The sequence below is a fragment of the Glaciimonas soli genome (genome assembly GCF_009497155.1).
In the GTDB taxonomy this organism is placed as follows: domain Bacteria; phylum Pseudomonadota; class Gammaproteobacteria; order Burkholderiales; family Burkholderiaceae_D; genus Glaciimonas; species Glaciimonas soli.
Genome location: NZ_WINI01000001.1, coordinates 1 through 15,711, shown reverse-complemented (window position 1 = coordinate 15,711; position 15,711 = coordinate 1). Strand labels below are relative to the sequence as shown.

The 15,711-nt window shown below is 50.0% G+C and carries 10 protein-coding genes, 1 tRNA gene and 2 pseudogenes; 4 read left to right on the top strand and 9 right to left on the bottom strand.

Annotation, left to right across the window (positions count from 1 at the left end; all coding sequences use genetic code 11):
• Positions 1 to 33: 33 nt before the first annotated feature.
• The gene (locus GEV47_RS00065; RefSeq protein WP_153232697.1) at positions 34 to 1,155 is read right to left on the bottom strand and encodes a M14 family metallopeptidase; all 1,122 of its coding nucleotides are present in this window, start codon (positions 1,153 to 1,155) and stop codon (positions 34 to 36) included.
• Positions 1,156 to 1,329: 174 nt separating this feature from the next.
• Between GEV47_RS00065 and GEV47_RS00060 the strand changes: the two genes are divergently transcribed.
• Positions 1,330 to 1,406 (top strand) — tRNA-Pro (locus GEV47_RS00060).
• 345 nt (positions 1,407 to 1,751) lie between these two features.
• Here the strand turns inward: GEV47_RS00060 and GEV47_RS00055 are convergent.
• Positions 1,752 to 3,695, bottom strand: coding sequence for a tetratricopeptide repeat protein (locus tag GEV47_RS00055; protein WP_153232696.1), 1,944 nt, complete (start codon positions 3,693 to 3,695; stop codon positions 1,752 to 1,754).
• 576 nt (positions 3,696 to 4,271) lie between these two features.
• The gene (locus GEV47_RS00050; protein ID WP_153232695.1) at positions 4,272 to 5,615 is read right to left on the bottom strand and encodes a hypothetical protein; all 1,344 of its coding nucleotides are present in this window, start codon (positions 5,613 to 5,615) and stop codon (positions 4,272 to 4,274) included.
• 879 nt (positions 5,616 to 6,494) lie between these two features.
• Between GEV47_RS00050 and GEV47_RS00045 the strand changes: the two genes are divergently transcribed.
• Complete coding sequence (locus tag GEV47_RS00045) at positions 6,495 to 6,947, top strand: hypothetical protein (RefSeq protein WP_153232694.1); 453 nt, start codon at positions 6,495 to 6,497, stop codon at positions 6,945 to 6,947.
• Position 6,948: 1 nt separating this feature from the next.
• On the opposite strand, the gene yddG is transcribed toward GEV47_RS00045, so the two are convergent.
• Positions 6,949 to 7,869, bottom strand: coding sequence for an aromatic amino acid DMT transporter YddG (gene yddG, locus GEV47_RS00040; RefSeq protein ID WP_153232693.1), 921 nt, complete (start codon positions 7,867 to 7,869; stop codon positions 6,949 to 6,951).
• 330 nt (positions 7,870 to 8,199) lie between these two features.
• Between yddG and GEV47_RS00035 the strand changes: the two genes are divergently transcribed.
• Positions 8,200 to 9,438 carry a multidrug effflux MFS transporter gene (locus GEV47_RS00035; protein ID WP_153232692.1) on the top strand — a complete coding sequence of 413 codons (1,239 nt, stop codon included), beginning with the start codon at positions 8,200 to 8,202 and terminating at the stop codon, positions 9,436 to 9,438.
• 425 nt (positions 9,439 to 9,863) lie between these two features.
• Here the strand turns inward: GEV47_RS00035 and GEV47_RS00030 are convergent, their stop codons facing one another.
• From GEV47_RS00030 to GEV47_RS00010, 5 genes and pseudogenes are all read right to left on the bottom strand, one after another.
• Complete coding sequence (locus tag GEV47_RS00030) at positions 9,864 to 10,589, bottom strand: glycoside hydrolase family 3 protein (RefSeq protein WP_153232691.1); 726 nt, start codon at positions 10,587 to 10,589, stop codon at positions 9,864 to 9,866.
• Between the two features lie 272 nt (positions 10,590 to 10,861).
• Positions 10,862 to 11,827 carry a sugar kinase gene (locus GEV47_RS00025; RefSeq protein WP_228124501.1) on the bottom strand — a complete coding sequence of 322 codons (966 nt, stop codon included), beginning with the start codon at positions 11,825 to 11,827 and terminating at the stop codon, positions 10,862 to 10,864.
• A 60-nt stretch (positions 11,828 to 11,887) separates the two neighbouring features.
• The gene (locus GEV47_RS00020) at positions 11,888 to 13,363 is read right to left on the bottom strand and encodes a mannitol dehydrogenase family protein (protein ID WP_153232690.1); all 1,476 of its coding nucleotides are present in this window, start codon (positions 13,361 to 13,363) and stop codon (positions 11,888 to 11,890) included.
• A gap of 9 nt (positions 13,364 to 13,372) precedes the next feature.
• A complete protein-coding gene (locus tag GEV47_RS00015; RefSeq protein WP_194270575.1) occupies positions 13,373 to 14,236 on the bottom strand; it encodes an ABC transporter permease in 864 nt (287 codons plus the stop codon).
• A 39-nt stretch (positions 14,237 to 14,275) separates the two neighbouring features.
• Positions 14,276 to 14,545: pseudogene (locus GEV47_RS00010) on the bottom strand (ABC transporter permease); the annotation flags it as partial.
• Between the two features lie 121 nt (positions 14,546 to 14,666).
• Between GEV47_RS00010 and GEV47_RS00005 the strand changes: the two are divergent.
• Positions 14,667 to 15,293 (top strand): annotated as a pseudogene (locus GEV47_RS00005) (altronate dehydratase); the annotation flags it as partial.
• Between the last annotated feature and the right edge of the window lie 418 nt (positions 15,294 to 15,711).

The window sequence follows — 15,711 nt, the reverse complement described above, 5'->3', positions numbered from 1 at the left end:
CGACCGGATTTTATCGGTTGCGCCCTCTTTGTCTTATTCAAACGCCTTCAAAATCGGCTGCAAACTAGCCGCACCCAGCCGCACGCTACGGGCGCCATTCCAGCCAACTTGCGCATCCGGTAAATTGGCATTGTCTTTAAACGGCATTTCCAGCGTCAATGACAGGCATTTAAATGTATGGCCAATATATTTAGAAGCCAGCGTTAACACATCCGCACTGTATTTGCTCGCCGCATAACCAAATTCACTCTGGAAATCCGGACTGGCATTTTTAAAGTTAGCAATAAATTTATCCTGCTCCGTTGCTTGCTCCGCAGTGAATCCATTCAGCATTTCCGAGCCCGCCACAAAGTTATAAGGCAAGGCTTCATCTCCATGTACATCCAAAAAGAAGTCGCAGCCAATTTCGTGGATCTTATTTTTGACGTGAAATACTTCCGGGCTTTTATCCAACGAAGGCGTCATCCATTCACGATTCAAATTTGCACCAGCGGCATTAGTACGCAAATTACCGCGCACAGAACCATCCGGATTCATATTCGGCACAACATAAAACACCGCTTCCTGCAACAGGCGCGTAGCGATAGGATTGGCGCGATCAAGCAACGCATCCACCAAACCCTCGACAAACCATTCTGCCATCGTCTCGCCCGGATGCTGGCGTGCGATTACCCATACTTTTTTTGCCGCGGCAGGATTGCCAATCACCAGTAAATTCAGATCACGACCGTCAACGGTATTCCCCAAATCCTGCACTTGCACCTGAGCAGACTGCCCTACCCGGCCAATCAATGCCAAATGCCGCTCCCAAGTGTAAGGCTCAAAATAAGCGTAATACACGCTGTCAGACTCAGGCGTGTGTGTCACCGTCATCACTTCACCATCAAAACTGGTGGGCACGCGAAACCAGTTTTCACGGTCGTAACTAGCGCAAACGCTGTAGTCTTTCCAACCCTTTGCATACGTCGCTTTACCAGCATTCATGAAACGTATCTGACAAGCCTCGCCACGCACGCCTTGCACGCGAAAATAAAACCACTGCGTAAAATCCGCATGCGAATCTGGGCGTAGATTGACTTCGATTTGTTGTGGATGTTCGGCGCGCAAAACCTCGATGGCACCACCGTCAAATTGTTGGCTGATTTTTATAGACATAGAATAATCACAGAATGTTAGCCAGTCGATTCCAATCCGGCCTCATGAGCCAAATTAACATCGAACAAGCAAGGAGCAAGTAAATAAGGAAATGTTGATCAGGCAAAAAACCGGCAGAATTTTTTAAATCCGCGCGAAAAAAGCTTTTTTGCACTGCTATAATAGCAGGCTTGTCGGGGCGTAGCGCAGCCTGGTAGCGTACTTGCATGGGGTGCAAGGGGTCGAGTGTTCGAATCACTCCGTCCCGACCAATAGAATCAAAGACTTAGCGTGAAACCTGTATGTAAACACCCTTCATTTGTTGCGGAAAATTCGCTGCAGGAATTGGTGTCGGATTCGGATTGAAATATATCGTCGTGGCATCGGTCCGTGGCGTATACATTGACATGGCAAGCGACACTAAACCAAGAAGCAAAAAAGCGCGCGTTTACGCAGGCTTTTTTTGCTTCTAAATACTAGCGTGTGCCTGACATCAGACCATCCCCACTCAATTATCAATTAAACCAGTATGCCAATATTTAATTGCCCCTGGTGATCACCGCAAATTCAAATACCATGAAAAATACCGTTACCAATACTGTCGGCGGCTGATATCGCTATGGATGGCGAACGAACGAGAATATCGATGGTGACACTTCCGGCTCAATTTCCATGGCGTGCAGGCTATTTCCATCAGGACTTAGAATCAGAAGTAACGGAGTTCCATTTTGTACGTCAAGCAATGTCGGAGCAACCGGCGGTCTTTCGACGACTATTTTCTTGATATTCCCGACCATCGTTGAACCGAGCAAATTTCCTCTAATCGTCACTTCATAGGAGATAGGTATTGGTTGTGCCCCGGCCGGGAACACAATCCCCAACAATTTATTCGCTTGTACCACGTACTTCCCATGAGCTAAAAATTGGTCTCCGTTGATTGATACCGTTACTGAAAATTCTGGCCCTTCAAAAATACCATTCTGAATAGGGGGGTGCGGTAAGACAATGCTCTCGCCAAATCGCTTATAAAAATCGCTAATAAAAGTGACTTTTTTGTTTGATTCTTCAAGTTTTTTCAGACTTTCGCTCTTCCGTTCATTCAGAGTAGAACGCGAAGTATCGACAGCATTGTCATATGGTTTAGTTATCGACGCCTTATCAAGGAGGTCCTCGGCCTGTTGCAAAAATCCGGCAGGAATTAGTTGATTCGCTAGATTACTTGCCGCAAGTGTTTCCCCATGGGCCGACGAGGCGAGGAAGGCCTCAATTGAAAGACTCGGAATGCCAATGTGATACAACGCAACCCCTAAATTATTCCAAGAGCTCCCCCCTCGCTTTCGAATATCAATACGCCCATAATGCAATGCAGCCAGTGCATGCCTGTTCATTTCAGAATATTTGAAACCTAAGAGGAATCGCAAATTATCATCCGTCGGATCTAATTCAAGTAGCCTCTCTAAAATACCAATCGACCTCTCGTCATCCTTCCCAATTTCCAAAAGCCTACGTTCTATCGTCAACTTAATCCGGTCTAAGTCACTATCATTCGCCTGATATTCTCGAATACGATTAGCCAATGAATTTGCACGGTCCTTTTGTCCGCTGATCAATGACGCCTCGGCAGCATCACCAAGTAATCTAAGGGACACTGCCTTAATCTGACAGCTGTCCGCAGCGCATTCAAACCAAACTGCAGCTTGTTTATTATCGCCATATTTACGGTAAATCCGACCTAAGTGGGCCGCAAAATCATGAATACCAGGATTATCCTTCGCAAGAACTTCTAACGCATCAAATTGCCCAGACATACCATATTCCAATTTGCAGTACAGCTTCCAACCTGACCATTTAAGTACTTCATGCGGATCTTCGGCCAGCGGGCTTTGCTGAAAAACTTGATCAACTAAATCGGCTTTGCCACTTTCCTGATTGATTTGCAGAAAATATGCCGTATTAAAATCGAATTGGTTCCAACTCACTTTTGGATCTGAAAAATCGAAGCCCCCTTTGTCTGCTGCCGGTTCTGTTATTTCAAATGTTGAAATGGGCTTTTCCACGGTGCCCAGAGTGGACGCATCATCTTGCATGGATGTTGCAATTTTAGAAAAATCTTGATTTGGCTCCGTATGAGAATCAATTAAGGGAAGATCACCAAGGACGTTCTTCGCGATTTTCTTAGCATCTACGACAGAAGAATGTCTCAGAAATACGTACAAAATGAAGGTGCCGACTGCAATGCATGGTAATGCAATATAGAAAAATCCAGACGTAAATTTAGCTTCTAGTTTCACTCCCCCGGCCCACGCGCCTAATGCCGCTCCAAGAGTAATTGATGCTATCGCCAGACATAACTCGCCATAGGGAAATCCTGCATTTTCCAGAATGCCTAATTGTTCCCGACAACGCTTCAACGTACTTATCCGAAAACGAATATAGTATTCCTTAGCATCATCCGGCACCTGACGAACTTGAAATTTTTGGGTAACTTCAAAGCTTGAATCATCCCTTCCTGCCACCGACGCCACGAGGGAAACAGGCACATCTTTGCTCGCATCATTCAAAGTAATCCCCTCTCAAGTTAAAACGGCGGTACTCCTCGCCAAACGACGTTCTTGCTGCGGATTGATTCTAGCGGCTAGTGACAACGGTGTTGCCCAATTAGCACCTAGCGCAAGATATATTTGCCTTATAGGGCCGATGCACGTTGACGTGACAACTGATGCAGGGAAAACAAAAAACCAACTTTATGGGAGATTTTTTTATTTTTTCTTCGGTATGCAAATGAACGCCATATATCAGTTCGCTCGTATTCTGCTAAACATTTTCTCCGCATCGATCGATTTAGCGCAAAAAAAAATAGCGGCGGCAAGCGAGCGCAGACTCTTAGCCTGACTTGGTCAACGTTCCCGCAAGTCAATATCTTATTGTTCTCCGCAAAATTGGCTTAGTCAACCTGCTTGCCAGACTTCCGCCGTATCGGCATAGCAACCTAGAATACCTGGCCAATAAAATCAAAGGATTACAGCTCTTGACTTGTAGGCCTTTTCCATTTCATCTCATTTTCCACTAAGAATGCTTACACCGGAATTCGCCTCCTAACGCCTACCGCTGCACCTAAGCCTGTAGTCCTGGAAAGACTATTCTCTTATCTCCCGAACCTCGTTGGGATAGGCCGGAGCGCAGTGGCTCCCGCCAACGATGCCCGGGTCCGGCTTTTTATCAAGTCGAGCTTTCTTCACTGCTTCCTGAGAAACAGTAGCCGGGTTAAACTTATTAGCACACAGAAGCTTATACCCTCCAAATCCATACCGAAGATAAGCGCGGACCAAAGTTAAATCTTCTTTCTTGGTGACATTCAAGCCCACTGCGGTAAACACAGGTGTAAGCGTAGGTTCACGAACCTGAAACGTCTGAAGCTCATTGCTGTAAATACCGGATAAGCGCAGCACTGTCGATGACACCGGGGCAAAAAAAACAACGCTGCTGATGACTACGTATGAAATAAAAACAACTCCGCCAATTGCAAATTTCATTGGGCGATAAGCACCCATACTAGAAGTTCTCGCGCCTAAATACATCAATCCAGGGACGAGACTGATTGCCGAGATCCCGATGCAGACTCCCATCGCAACCCAAGTTTGCCAACCTTCTTCGATATTAGGGACATGACCCGCGATTTGTAAGCCGATTACCAATGGTAAACTGGTGGAAGCAACCGTGAATGTCGCCGCAAGAGACCATCCAGCATTTTTCATAAACCACGCAAATGTTGACTTGCCCGGCAACAAAGTTGGCTCTTTCCGCATATATACAAACAAATAAATCAACGACGTCACAATTGGCAATGCCAACGCTATCCATTTGCCGTTACTATTGTCCCACCAGATGATCAAGCTAACTCCAATGAGCCAACCCACCAATGCCCAGCGATAAATATTCGCAACATATTTCGGCATAAAGCGATTTTGAGCATAGCCAGAGACGGTGCATATCAGAATTACGGACGGGGCAACGAACTGTAGTAAAACTGCAAATGCCAAAAACAGTGCCGCTACAAATAAAAATACCAGGCCACTTACCGCCATCGCCGAATCTTGAAACAGTCCCGTCCAATGTATTGATCGGAGGTAAACCCATAGAAGCAAGCCCGTCGGCAAAAACGCCAATGGTGCAAGTTTCCATCCAACTTCAAGCGTGTCTTTTCCTATCGCGACAAATTCTTTATAAAACTCCTTCATCCGCTTCATTTCTTCAAGTGGATCACTTTTTACCCCGCCGTGCGATTCGGCCGAGTGTATTTCAACATCTCTGGGAGGCCTCTCACCTTGCTCATCAGTTTTGGTATGCGTCCGAAAAATCGCTGCTTTTATCTGACTGAACCATGTAGACGTAGGCTGTACAATTTTTTCCTGCATTTCAGAGTTGGATGAGTGCACGACATTTTTTTGATTCACACTTAAAACATTATTTTCTTTATTCATAGTCCGAGTTCAATTTCCCTCTTTGCTTGCATTGATAAATCGAAACACAGGGGCGCAGAGTTGGCACGACGCTTAGCTCGCCCTTTTGGTAGCAATCAGTTTTTAGTCGATCCGGCCCCACCAATATTAACGACGAATTGCTGATTTGATTCGGCGAAAAGCGATGCATTCCTCAGTGGTTTTAATGAAATGGGCGCCTTATTTCGAAACGGTATCGAAGTGCCAAAATGCGAAAATTGCCAGTTTGACTGAAAGGAGCGTCCATTTCATTAAAGCCGATGCACACGGTAAACGCATGCGGATGACTGTTATTTTTGAAGAGGATGCACTGACGGATCTTTCTAGCCGAATATGGGTCGTCGTTTTACGCGAAAAAATACAAATTCCCGACTCATCGAATTAAATCAGGAATAAACCTAAATTTGTATAATCTGGCGAAGTACGTCACTATTTCATGCGAGATACAGGCTCATGAAGAACCGCTGGATATTATACGATCCAGGTGGAAAGCCAATGTTTACGGGCGGTACGGACTTATAAACTCCCGCATCAGGTGCATGGGGTCGAGTGTTCGAATCACTCCGTCCCGACCAATAGAATCAAAGACTTACTGCGCAAGCTGCGTATACATACAGCACTGTATATTAGACAGTGTCTAATATTATTCAAATTAGCCTGCTCTCACGTGGTTTTTTTTTACGCCTACTCAATACTCTGAAATATAGTCTGCGTCGGTATCAATCCGACTCTGCAAATATTACGCCGCCATTTCTGGCTACACACCATCAACATCATTCCCCCTACTGCAATATTTAACAGCTAGTGCTTCATTGTCCTTCTGTTATTATTTAAAGATGCAAGATGATCAATGGAGATGATGTGAGTGTAAATTCCGGAAATGAAAATGGCGGCAACAATAGTTTTGTAAAAGTTGTTATTGCGTGCGTGGCTGCTTTTATGTTTTTTTCTGTTTGGCAGTTCTCGTCGTGGTTCGGCATCGACATGCCGACTGGAGGCGAAATAATTATTGGCTGGATTGTAACTACGGTACTTGCAGGCGCAATTTTACGGTTTGGAAATAAATATAAACAAATAAGATTCAAGAAAACTTGGCCTATCATTCTTGCTTTATTTTGGCTATTTTTTTGGCCTGCGCTCAATTTTTGGTCATCTAAGGCTGGACCAGGGAGCGTTATGTCCCATGATTCATCTTTAGAATTAACGAGCTTGAATACACAATGGTTTTCGACTTGGTACACAAAGCTAGGCGGCCTTGTAATCATCGCTGCCATCTGGGGATTTGTGAAAATATTTTTTTCACGAAAAGAATAGACTAGCTGTTTGCGACCACATCTCTTTGACTCGGCGGTGACTTTTTCGTCCTCGTGGCCAAGCAGCAGAGAATCGAACCAGCGCACACCATGGACGAACCAACCCAGAATGATCTTGGCAAAGGTGCGTGCAACAAAAACGCAGATAGCACCGACGAAAAGATGGGAATGAAGTACGAGGCTCCCGCCAGAACAGTGACGTTGCCATGTAAAATGCCAACGTTCCATGCTGCGTAGCCAAACCCCATCGCCGCTGCGGCCAACAACAGATAGATGATTGCCGGCGCGCTAAAGGACATCTGGCCGTGATCTCCGAGGAAAAATTTCACCCAAAGAACCAACGCCACCAGCATGAAGAACGGCGTAACGCCGTTTTTACCTCGCGCGATGTTGGTCGTCACAGTGCAATACGCAGCCCAGATGATTGCGCCGGCCAAAGCCAGTCCGTAGCTGAGTGGGTTGTCCTGAACGTTGACCAGCATACCGGCCAAGTCCAACCCTTGATTGCCACCCAATACCCAGCAAATTCCCAGCAACGAGAGCACGAAACCAGGCACGACCAAAAGGTTTGCCCTCTGGTTGCTGAAGGCAATTGCCGAAATGAGCGTGAATGTCGGCCACAGATAATTGACCATGCCGACTTCAATTGCTTGTCTGCCTGTATTTGCGTAACCGATGGACAGAGAAAGGCATAGCTCGTAAGCAACGAACAAAAGACTTCCCCACAACAAATATCGTTTAGGAAAGGTGCTGAGCTTCGGGAACCCGACCGAGAACAGCAGAAACACCGAGGCGACACTGTAAATCGCCGCAGCGCCTCCTGTGGGACCGAGATGCTCACTGACGCCGCGTATCAATCCAACGATTGCGCTCCAAAGAAGCACCGCGACGAGTCCGATAAGAGTAGCTTTCCTATTATTCATTGATGCTCTTCAAGTTTGCGGGTTGCGAAGGGTTCTTGCCCCTTCCTTTATGCCGTCAAGGTAGCCTGCCCACTGAGACAAGTCAAAGTAAACGTTTAGGAACTGCTGATGTCGGGCACATCAAATTCACTCAAAAAAGATGGCATTCATGGTAGCGCGAGTATTACCTGGACCCAGATGAAGATTCAACTTCCCCGCCTCACCGTCGTCATCAAATTCACAAATTGTCTAAGTGTGGCAGAATTGCGGCCTATTCTGCCTCAAGCATGCGGCACCTCTTTTTTTAAAATTCCGCTAGTCCCCATCTTCGTATTGCGACAAAACCCTTCTATGCGTAACGCCACCAATCACCCCCGCTTTTTATTATTTCTCATTTGCGCCTTTGCTTCCGCCGGGCAGCTTGCAATCGACATCTATGTACCTGCATTGCCCGCGATGGCGCATTTCTTTCAGGCTTCGCCGCAAGCCATTCAATTGAGCGTGACCAGCTATCTGATGGCCTATGCGTTCGGCCAACTGGTCTTCGGCCCTCTCGCAGATGCATACGGACGCAAACCAATTCTTGCACTGGGATTGGCAGTCTTTACGTGCGGCTGCCTGCTCTCGCTCGCGGCAAGCAATCTGGAAACGTTCGTATTTGCACGCTGCCTGCAAGGTTTTGGCATCGCTGCGACCAATTTGCTTGCCAAGGCCATCATCACTGACTCGTTTTCTGGTCAGGCCTTGATGCATGCCTTTACTTACATGGCGACGGCGTGGGGATTGGCGCCGATTGTGGCTCCGGTCATTGGTGCGCATCTGCAAGCAATGTTCGGCTGGCGTTCCTGCCTGATTTTCCTGCTGGTCTATTCATTTGTGATGTGGGCAGTACTTTGGCGTTACCGCGAAACGCTACAGCAACCGGTGCATCTGAATATGAAAACGCTGGTGAAGAATGCGCGCATGGTGCTCGTCAGTCCAGTTTTCCGTAGCTGTTTTCTTTCGCAGGGACTGTGCTACAGCATTCTTTTGGTGTTCAACATTGTTGGCCCATTCATGGTGCAAAACACTTTGCACAAGCCACCGACCTATTTTGGCTATCTGGCTCTTGCAATCGGATTGATGTATTTTCTCGGCGGCATTTCTAATCGTATACATCATCCACGCCTGCCTACTCCGGAACAGCGCCTTCGGATCGGCGCACGCGTCATGACTGGCGCCGCGTTCGTCATGCTTATTCTTTCCGTGACAGTCGGACTGCGCGTATGGACGCTGACTACCCCTGTTCTGCTCATGGGATTTTGCGCCGGCGCCATGTATCCGACCCTGATGGCAAAGGGAAATTCGATTTTTCCTCACATTGCAGGATTGACTAGTGCCATCCTCGGATTTGCCCTGCTGCTCGTTTCGTCGGCCATGATGGGATTGGCCGGATTCGTGTCTATTCATAGCCTCACTCCCATGGCCATTTTCTTCGTCATCGTAGGATTGACTGTGATCATAATGGTCAGCAAGCTTCTACAGCACTTGGAACACCCCGCCGATACATCGGTAAATTACGCTAACCGCGATGCGGCAGTTGAAAATTGAGCTAATAGGTCATTTCAATAAAATGGTTTCAAATTAAACACTGCCGCTAAGTCCGTAACGACTTTTTGATGATCGGTAGCAAGCGCAAAAATTAGAACGAATGATGCAGTGCCCGCTATTTTGCTAATAAATTTTGGGCACGGCATCGAAGTGTCGCGCCATCGCTCCCAAAAAAAATCCCATTAAATATAATGGGAGAACTGGGGGTTACCCAAGGGCGTCTTTCACTAATGCTGCTCACGCGGCAAGCACAACACAGAACTAACAAGGCCAATCGATGCGCCAAACCCAATCGGCGCACCCGGCGCGGTGCAGATAATCGCACTACCCCATACCGAACGCCAAGATTGACAGATCTATGGCCACCTGCCGATCGACCTGGCGGTGCCGAACCAGCAAATTCGCTGGTCCTGCATCACCTCGCCTTACTTACTGACGATGATCGTGCTGTTGAGATTCAGATTTCTCGACGAATTACCAACAAGGACCTTGTACTGATCATTGGCGATGTTCCATTGCTGGACGATATTCAAGCCTTCGGAGTAGGTCACCGTCGGTTTGCCATTGACCATAATGCCTGGAAACTGTGTGGGCGTATTTGCCGGCCAGTCGCCATCGTTCTTCGGGAACGTGACCGGCAGCTTACCCGACGGATTGACCGTACCGAATAGCAAATTAGCGACAATGTTGCCATCTTCCTGACCGGGGAACCACGCTTCCAGTACCGCAGGAACCTGATCGATCCATGGCAACAGCACTGACGCGTTGTCCTTTAGAACGACAACGGTCTTCGTCGGATTGGCCGCGAGAACTGTGGTTATCATAGCGTTCTGGTTCTGGTTTTGGTTGATGTACGTGCCAGTGGTGTTCATGTAGTCGCCTCCATCCAGCGAGATACTCAGGCGGTCCTGTCCCTCCTCTGCAAGCGTGCCAGCCATGATGACCACAACATCGGCCTTGCTCGCAGCATCGACCACGGCTGCAAGATTGCTGTTATCTGGGGCAACGACGACCAGATTTACCGTTGCACTCGATCCCAACTGGGCTAGCGTGTTCTGCATGCCTTGTAGCGGCGTTACCGTGTATAGCGGAATAACGTCGGAACTGCCGCCGCAACAACCGGTACGCTGCTTTGCGCATAAACATCGCACACTGCCCCGATCGACATTGCCATCACTCCAGCTATCATCAAACTGCTTTTCGTCTTCATTTCATCCCCTGTTTATAAGTTATTGAATATTTCATGGAAACTACGGTGCTACTAGGTACGACGCTCGACACACTTTCCGTGTGATGCGGGCGCAAGTCTGCCCCTGAGGGTGGTTAAACCAACCACTACTCATTGTCACTGGCGCCGCATTAGCGCCCGAAGGGGATTGCGGATATTTCCGCGATAGTTAACTGGCTCTGCCAGGCGTGGTGATCAAGTGGCGGCCTCCGTCATTGTCACTGCCAATTTATTTACCAACTTAATGAGAACATCGGCCTGATGCGGAATCGGCGCGATGGCCCCGTATCCGGTCGTCGAAATTGCAGCAGCCACGTTGGCGTAACGCACTGCGTCCAGTAAACTTTCACCGACGGCAAGACGCGCAACCAGGCTGCCGTCAAAGCAGTCGCCGGCGCCGGTGGCATCGATAGGTTGTACTGCGAACCCCGGCACATGTCGCGGCACGCCATCACTTTCTTGCCAGATCCACGCACCTTCTGCGCCGCATTTGAGCACCACGTTCTTCGCGCCGTGCCGAGCGCACCACGCAAATACGTCATCGCGGTTATCGGCATCGGCCAGAATCAACGCTTCATCAAGACTAGGCAAGAAAATATCAATGTGCGGGATCGTGGCTTCAATTGTGGCTTTCGCCTTTGCCAGCGACCACAATCGCAAGCGTAGATTCGGGTCGTAGGTAATAGATGCGCCAGCTGCGCTGGCAGTTGCCACCGCAGCGCCCACCGCATCGCAGGCAGTTGGGCTAATGGCTTGACTGATGCCCGATACATGCAGGAAGCGCGTATCACGAAGCATATTCAGCGGCAAATCATCAACGGTCATGCGACTAGCGGCGGAACCAGCGCGCAAGTATTCAAATTGATGTCCATCCGTACCATGCGTGACGAAGTACACGCCGGTATGCGCATTCTGATCAATCCCGACTGCTGACGTATCAATCCTTTCCTTGGCCCATAAATCGAGAAACATGCGGCCGAAGCGATCATCACCGAGGCGCGTGTAGTATGCGACGTTTGCCCCCTGCCTTGCCGCAGCAATCGCAAAATTGGCAGTATCACCACCAAACCCTTGTCGGTACAGAGCGGTCCCCGTCTCATTGAATTCGATCATCGGCTCTCCCAATCCGACAATGTCAAAACGCTTGTCAATGCCCATCATCCCCTCCTCTATTTTTCATGCGACAGCGCTTCATACATGCTGAAGCGCTGTCTCACGTGCTCACGCTTTTTTGGATTCCAAAGCACTCATCGCCTCAACGACTCCGTACTTACCGATATTTTCCAGGTGTTGAGTCAATGTGAAAACGAACTGCTGATTACGGGGCAAGTCATCGCCAAACACTTCACGCACAGCCAGCAAGGCAACAACTTGCTCCGCCGCGTTCAGAGAGCTGGTCGCAGCGGCATGTAACGTTTCGGCGAGAGGATCGGAAATTGGATATGCAAGGCCGGACTCGTCCTTGCCGACCAGATAGCGAAACCAGCCGGCGACGGCAAAACAAAGCCGGTCGCAGGACGCACCAGCCAGCAAACGATCGCGAATAGTGCCGAGCAAGCGTTGCGGCAATTTCTGCGACCCGTCCATCGCAATTTGCTGCAATTTGTGCTTGAGCGCCGGATTGCGGTAGCGCGCCAGCAATTGCGCGCGATACACAGCCAGACCGGGACGCGACAACGTCGGCTCAATCTCGTCACCCATCATGGCAGCAATAAAATTGGCTAATCGTGTATCGGCGATGGCCTCATCGACCGTTACATAGCCAATCACGGAACCCAGATACGCGAGACTGGAATGCGTGCCATTGAGCATGCGCAGTTTGGCGTTTTCGTATGGCTCAACCTCCGCTACGATGGTCGCTCCGGCATCCTCCCAGCGCGGCCGTGGTCCGACAAACCGGTTCTCAATCACCCACTGGCTGAACGGTTCGGTCATCACCGGCCATGCATCGTCGGCACCAAGGCGAATCGCAACGCTGGCGCGGTCATCCTCGGTAGTCTTTGGCACGATGCGATCCACCATCGCGTTAGGAAAGGCACCATGCTCAGCTATCCAATGCGCCAGTCCAGGGTCAATGGCTGCGGCGAACGCCAGCACCAAGCCACGTGTAGTCAACCCATTCGACGGCAGGTTGTCGCACGACAGCACGGTGAACGGCGGCAGCCCCGCCTTTTGGCGTAGCGCCAATGCACGCACGATGAAACCGATGGCAGAACGCGGTACATCGGGATGCGTCAAATCATGTGCAATATCGGGGTGATTCAGACGCAAGGCACGTGTCGCCGGATCGTGGCAATAACCCTTTTCAGTCACCGTCAGACTGACAACGTGGCAACGCGGATCGGCCATCGCGGCCAGCACCGCGTGCGGGTTCTCCGGTGCCAACAGCGACGCGATCAATGCGCCGATGACATGCAATCGCTCGCCACCGCCGTCACGCACAACCACTGTGTACAGATTGTCTTGCGGCGCAAGCGCATCACGGGTATCCGCCTGACGCAGGGATACACCAACTATCCCCCAGCGCTGGTCGCCAGCAGCAATTGCGTGATCCGTGTATACCGCCGCATGTGCGCGATGGAAGGCCCCCAAGCCTAAATGCACGATGCCTGGGGATAGCTGATAGCGGTCATACTTAGGCACGATTACAATTTGATGCGCACCCATCGATGCCAAAGCTGTATTCGAAAGTCTCATCACATCTCCTTAAGCGCCCTGCGGGTGCTCACGTACCCTGGAGACAAGTTGTGTCGGACTGACAAAACGCATCGCAATCAACAGCCACACCAGCGTGATGATCATATAGACCATTGCCATCGCATCGATCGATTGTGGAGCCCGCACCCCGGCTGCGAACACTGAGTAGTACAGCGCCACGACCAGCGTCTGGGTATCCGATCCGGCCGTCATAAAGGTCAGCTCGAACATCGCGATGGTGCGCACCAGTACCAGCAACGACGCAGCAAGGATGCCCGGTGCCAACAGCGGCACTAACACATGACGGAACATTTTCCAGGTCGACGCACCGAACACGCGTGCAGCCGATTCCAGATTCGGGTCGATCTGTTCGATAAACGGTGTCATAACCAGAATAACGAACGGCAAGGCCGGCAACAAATTGGCGATCACTACACCAAACAAGGTTCCCGCAAGATGCATTTGGTACATCAGCGTGGCCAGTGGAATACCGTAGGTGATCGGCGGTATCATCAGCGGCAGCAGAAACAACATGGTCAACAAACGCTTTCCACGAAAATCTCTGCGCGCCAATGCGTATGCGGCTGGCACGCCAATTGCCAATGCCAACACCACAACGGCCAGCACTACTTCTACCGTTACCAGCAATACGTCACCAAGCTGGAACTCATTCCAGGCGGATGCGTACCATTCAAAAGTAAAACCGTCAGGCAGCCAGGTGCCGAACCAGCTGCGAGCGATCGAGTTGGTGGCTACCGAAGCAATCATCAAGCCGACATTGAGCAAGAAGAATGTCATGAAGCCGATCACCAGGCCACTCCAGATACGGCTCCACCAATTAACGTGCGGCTTTGGCGAAGCAGAAGCAGACATCGGCATGATCGCAGTTGGCGATATTGATTTCGTCATGATTTACCCCTTTCCGCCAGTAACTGGCCCGCGATACACCATGCTGCGCAGCCCAAGTACAAAAGCGACCACCGCAAGTTGCACCATGCCCATAATCATGGCAATCGTAGAGGCCATCGGATAATCGTAATTTTCGAATGCAGCCTCATAGGCGGCAATCGAAATGACCCGGGTTGGCCCGGCGGGCGAGCCTAACAATACCGCGGACGGAAAGACCGAGAAGGCCTGCACGAACGACAGACAGAACGCCATCGCTAGCCCTGGTATCGTAAGGTATAGATTGTCGGTATTGAAAAACTTGATGTAATTCGACCATGCGCCACCGTCCAATGGTTCAAACGACAGCATCAGACCATGCAGAAATGGATACCCTTGCATACAGAGCTTCACATTCAGTGCGATTCTGTCGGAAACGCCCGAGATCTACGGCGCCGAACATTTGCTCACGCGCCGCGCCACGACCCCTGAAATCGGCAACAAACTGTTAGCTCGTGTTCGCTGGTGGGAAGAATACTGCGTGCGCCAAAATGCGGAGATGAACAATAATCCATCGGCCGGCAACAAGGCTGGCGGCTTAACCACCATCTTGGAAAAATCGTTGGGTGCAGTGGCCAAATCAGGCAGCACCAACCTGGTAGATGTAGTCGAATATGGCGCATCGGTCACCGCCAAAGGCCTGACGTTCATGGATACGCCCGGCTACGATCCGGTTTCCGCCACTGGGCAGGTTGCCGGCGGTGCCAACGTGATCTGTTTTACTACCGGACGCGGTTCGGCCTATGGCTGTGCGCCCTCTCCGTCGCTGAAACTAGCAACCAATTCAGGATTGTGGCAGCGCCAGGAAGAAGACATGGATCTCAACTGCGGCGGCATCGCCGACGGCATCACCGATGTCGAGACCGTCGGTGAGCAGATTTTCCACATGATCATAGCCGTCGCGTCCGGCACACGCACGAAGAGTGAAGTCCACGGTTACGGACAAAATGAATTCGTACCTTGGCAAATTGGTGCGGTGATGTAACTCTCCTCAAGCACAAGTACCGTGCCGCACAGGCCGACCTTTAGTATTTGGGCTGGTGATGCCTGCGGCATGGATCAAGCCTGTAACGGGGCTTGGACCTTTGGCCTTTTCGTCGAGCGTGGATATGCAATTGATAAGTCCTGTTTAAGAAGCCAGCCTAATCAGCTGGCTTTTTTATTGCCGATAACTACGGGGGCAGGAGAAATGGGAGCCGGAAATGCGCAGGGCTCTGCATCGCGCCAGCGGTAAGCTTATGGTCAGCCGCACAGCATCTGTCAGCGCGTTGATTGGTTGATCGCGCTGTTGACGTCGGCGCAGCCTGAGCTTGCTTAACAAGCGGCACTGCCAATCGTTCGCACCAAGCGTTTATGCAAAGCAAAAACCCCACCCTCGGTTAAGAGGATGGGGTTTTCTGGGT